General features: G+C 72.3%; 5 protein-coding genes and 1 pseudogene. 1 reads left to right on the plus strand and 5 read right to left on the minus strand.

Annotated features, from left to right (window positions below; genetic code table 11):
- A partial coding sequence (locus GH736_RS18875; RefSeq protein ID WP_159606108.1) for an aminotransferase class I/II-fold pyridoxal phosphate-dependent enzyme occupies positions 1–776 on the minus strand: 776 nt, incomplete at its 3' end.
- 94 nt (positions 777–870) lie between these two features.
- Between GH736_RS18875 and GH736_RS18880 the strand changes: the two genes are divergently transcribed.
- Positions 871–1254 carry a phage holin family protein gene (locus tag GH736_RS18880; protein ID WP_159606100.1) on the plus strand — a complete coding sequence of 128 codons (384 nt, stop codon included), beginning with the start codon at positions 871–873 and terminating at the stop codon, positions 1252–1254.
- Here the strand turns inward: GH736_RS18880 and GH736_RS18885 are convergent.
- From GH736_RS18885 to GH736_RS25210, 4 genes and pseudogenes are all read right to left on the minus strand, one after another.
- The gene (locus tag GH736_RS18885) at positions 1229–2734 is read right to left on the minus strand and encodes a hypothetical protein (RefSeq protein ID WP_159606102.1); all 1506 of its coding nucleotides are present in this window, start codon (positions 2732–2734) and stop codon (positions 1229–1231) included. The genes GH736_RS18880 and GH736_RS18885 overlap by 26 nt on opposite strands.
- A gap of 62 nt (positions 2735–2796) precedes the next feature.
- Complete coding sequence (locus GH736_RS18890; protein WP_159606104.1) at positions 2797–3114, minus strand: hypothetical protein; 318 nt, start codon at positions 3112–3114, stop codon at positions 2797–2799.
- Positions 3115–3234: 120 nt separating this feature from the next.
- Positions 3235–3594: a phosphotransferase gene (locus tag GH736_RS18895; protein WP_159606106.1), complete on the minus strand. Its 360-nt coding sequence runs from the start codon at positions 3592–3594 to the stop codon at positions 3235–3237.
- A pseudogene (locus GH736_RS25210) lies at positions 3591–3824 on the minus strand (hypothetical protein); the annotation flags it as partial. The gene GH736_RS18895 and the pseudogene GH736_RS25210, both read right to left, overlap by 4 nt.

Raw genomic sequence — 3824 nt, forward strand, 5'->3', positions numbered from 1 at the left:
AGCGCGGCGGCGGACGACGCGGCGGTGACGCCCAGCGGAATCGCGGTCGCGCGGGCGGCGTCGAGGATCGCCTCGGGGCCGACCGCGTAGCCCACCCGCAGGCCCGCGAGCCCGTAGGCCTTCGAGAACGTGCGGAGGATCACGAGGTTGGGGTGGCGGCCGATGAGCGAGCGGCCATCGACGGAGGCCTCGTCGCGGACGAACTCGATGTAGGCCTCGTCGAGCAGCACGAGCAGGTCGCCCGGCACCCGGGCCATGAATGCGTCGAAGTCGGCGGCGGTGACGATGGTTCCGGTCGGGTTGTTCGGCGAGCACACGATGGCGACGCGGGTGCGCTCGGTGATCGCGTCGGCCATCGCGTCGAGGTCGTGCCCGTGATCGGCGCGGTTGGGAACGCGGACGCTCGCGGCCCCCGAGACCGTGACGAGGCCTGGGTAGGCCTCGAACGACCGCCAGGAGTAGACGACCTCGTCGCCAGGGCCGGCGGCGGCGGCGATGAACTGGGCGAGGAGCGACACCGACCCGGCTCCCACGATCACCTCGTCGGCCGTGACGCCGAATCGCTCCGCCAGTCGCTCGCGCAGGGGGAGTGCCGTGGCGTCGGGATAGCGGTTGATCTCGCCGGCGGTCGCGGCGACGGCTTCGGCCACCCCGGCCAGCGGCGCGTGGGGGTTCTCGTTGCTCGAGAGCTTGAAGCCGTCGGCGGGCGCCGGACGGCCCTGGCGATACGGGGGGAGGGCGGCGATCTCGGGGCGAAGGCGCACGCTGGCCCTCATCGGCTCGGCTGCGGTCACGGATTCCACCGTACCCCTTCGCCGCCACGGCCCGATGTGCCGTGACCTGCGGCGGCCCGTCTGCCAGAGTTGAGGAATGCGCTTCATCGTCAAGGTCATCGTCGTCGCCTTCGCCCTGTGGCTGACGACGCTCATCGTCGCCGGCGTCAGGGTCGTGCCGTACGAGGACACGACGCTCGCCACAGTGCTCACGTACCTGCTCGTCGGACTGATCTTCGGGCTGGTGAACGCGTTCGTCGGCACGTTCGTGCGGATCATCGCGTTCCCCCTGTACGTGCTGACGCTGGGGCTCATCTCGTTCATCGTGAACGGCCTCCTGCTCCTGCTCGTGGCCTGGATCAGCGACCTCATGGGGTTCGGCCTCGTGGTCGACGGTTTCTGGTGGGGCGTGCTCGGCGCGCTCGTGCTCGGCCTCATCAGCTGGCTCATCGGCCTCATCGTGCGTCCGTCGCGGGACTGAGGTCGCGCGTCGCCAGCCAGTCGCTGCGCAGCCCGGGCGTTCCTCCGGTGATCTCGCCGACGAGGCTCCGGAACGCGACGAGACGCTCCTCCTCGGATTCGTCGACCATGGCGGCCGTCGCACGGTAGCGCGCCAGCTCGTGTGCCGGCAGCAGGCCCGCGTACTCCCGCTCGGGTTCGATGACGCTCCTCGAGACGGTGATCCGCTCGGGTGACACCTGCCCCGCGCCGCCGCTCGCCGGCACGAGGTCCTCCTCGTGCTCGATGGACAGCAGGCCGACGCCGTCACGCAGCGGAGCCGACGCGACGGGACCGCCGAGGTTGACCGCGCCGACGACGTCGAGGTCGGCGTTCCCGGCGAGTCTGGCCGCGATCACGCCGCCGCCCGAGTAGCCGACGGCGAGGAGCCGATCGCCTGGGGCGACGCCCGCCTGGTCGAGTGCCGCCCTGACGGCACGCTCGAGGGCCCCGGAATCGGCACCCGCGAGGCGCAGCGCATCGAGCGCGGTGTCGTCGGCGATGCCGTGCAGATTGCTCGTCATGTCGGCCGGCTCATCGCCGGCGGTGAGCCCCGGATCGACGGTGCCGCCGACGTAGACGATCCACCGCGGGTCGTCGGCCGACCCGTACCGCTCCACCCGGATCTGCGCGCCGCCCTCCTCGGGGCGCGGCACACGATCGGCGAGGTCGCCGACACCCTCGGGTGGGGCCACCACGTCGCCGAGGTGGGCGGATGCCTCTGCGGGGTGTCCGCCCGGTGCGCGAGGCGCCGGCCGGGTGCGCGTGCCGGGGAGGCACTCCCGGTCGGCGACGGCCTGCTCGACGCGGACCACGCGCGACACCGTGACCGGCCCGTCGACGAGCACCCGGCTGCCTGTCGGGCCGAACAGGCCGGCCGCCCCGAGCAGCACCGAGGCGCTCTCGGGAGCTCCGATCAGCGCACCCAGCGGGGCGAGCGCTGAGGCGGGGCCCATGACGATCTCGTCGGCGTGGTCGGCGGCGAGCCGAACGAGCCGCACGAAGTCGGGATCGGACAGCAGCCCGCGGTGCTCGGCCATCAAGGACTCGAGCGGCGTCTGCGTCATGCCGAAGGCGCGGCCGACCCGCGAGCCGACGGCGTACCCGCCCGCCGCGAGCACGCCGTTAGCGACGATCACCGGAGCGAAGGCGCCGATCCACGGGGCCGCGATGAACGCGCCGAACTGCCACAGCGCCTCGACGCGTCGCTCGGCATCGCCGTACCGCTCGGCGGCGTCGAGGAGTGAGGACGGGAGCGACCGGGCGAGGCGCTCGGCGTGACCCAGGCACTGGCGCGCGAACGCGAGGCTCGGAAGCGGAGAACCGGCGGCGCCGAAGCCCGACAGGCCGTCGAGGTCGATGGTCTCCAGCCCGCGCGAGATGCGTTCGAGGCGATCGAGCCACTCCGCGACGATCGCGGCGGTGGCCGCCAGCTTGGCCGCGTGCACGAACAGCTCATCCACCTCGACGGCGGTGGATCCGCCGCCGGAGACGATGAGACCACCCGCTCTCGGTTCCTCCGCCGTCATCGAGTGCCCGCGCGCTCGAGGCCCGCCAGCTCGAACTCGAGGTTGCGGACGTGCTGTCGAAGCGACGATTCGGCATCGCTCAGGAGCGACGACGCCTTCGCGAGCCCCGCGCGCAGGTTGTCGAGCCGCTCGACGTATCCGATCGTGGCGTCCGATCGCCACGCAGTGGGATCCGACGGGATGAGCCTCGCCTGATCCAATCGAACGGAGTCGGAGAGTGACGCCAGCACGAGGAGATGGCGTCGGGCGGCGTCGAGGCGTTCGGCCGTGGCGCTGCCCGTGATCACGGGAACGTAGGGTGCCGCGGAGTCCATGGGACGATCGTCGTGCGTGTGGTCACGTCCGCGGCCGCTCGTCGCGGCATCCGTGCGCCCCGTTGGTCTCGGCGCCCCTGTGGAGGATGAGCCGTCTGACGCGGCAAAGCAGCAGGGGACTCAGTCGAGGAGCACCTGCTGCAGCACGCCGACCCCGGCCCTGCCGAACGCACTCTCCGTGCCGGCCTGCTCCACGACGGCCGACGCGATCACGAGCGCCCAGCCGCGCGCACGGTCCCAGGTCGCCGAATCGACGCCCTGTCGCCGTTCGAGCTCGGCCCGGAAGTTACGGCGACCGGGCGCGTCGAACGTCAACCACGCCGTCGCGAGATCTGTGGCGGGGTCGCCCGCCGTGAGGTCGCCGAAGTCGATGACGGCGGCGAGCGACCCGGTCGGCGTGAACACGAGGTTCGCCGGATGCAGGTCGCCGTGCAGCCACACTGCCGGTCGCGTCCAGGCGGATGCCCACGGGCTGATCATGCAGACCGCGCGCAGCGCGCACTGGAGGAGCGGATGCTCAGCCGCCCGGCTCGACCGCTACGCGCACGCGTGACGGAGGCGGTCGCGTACCGGAGCGAGGGGCCGATCTCGTCGACCTCCAGCTCGATGGTGGTGCGCACCTGGACTTCCTGGAGCACGCACAGCGACTCCGTCCCGAGATCCTCGAGCGCGGGGAGGGCCAGTGCGTCGGGCCGAACAGAGCCGCCCGC

The organism is Agromyces humi, from assembly GCF_009720255.1.
Lineage (GTDB): Bacteria > Actinomycetota > Actinomycetes > Actinomycetales > Microbacteriaceae > Agromyces > Agromyces humi.

Coding starts and splice junctions, on each gene's coding strand:
- GH736_RS18890 (WP_159606104.1), bottom strand. CDS start 3,114: ATGGACTCCGCGGCACCCTACGTTCCCGTGATCACGGGCAGCGCCACG.
- GH736_RS18895 (WP_159606106.1), bottom strand. CDS start 3,594: ATGATCAGCCCGTGGGCATCCGCCTGGACGCGACCGGCAGTGTGGCTG.
- GH736_RS18880 (WP_159606100.1), top strand. CDS start 871: ATGCGCTTCATCGTCAAGGTCATCGTCGTCGCCTTCGCCCTGTGGCTG.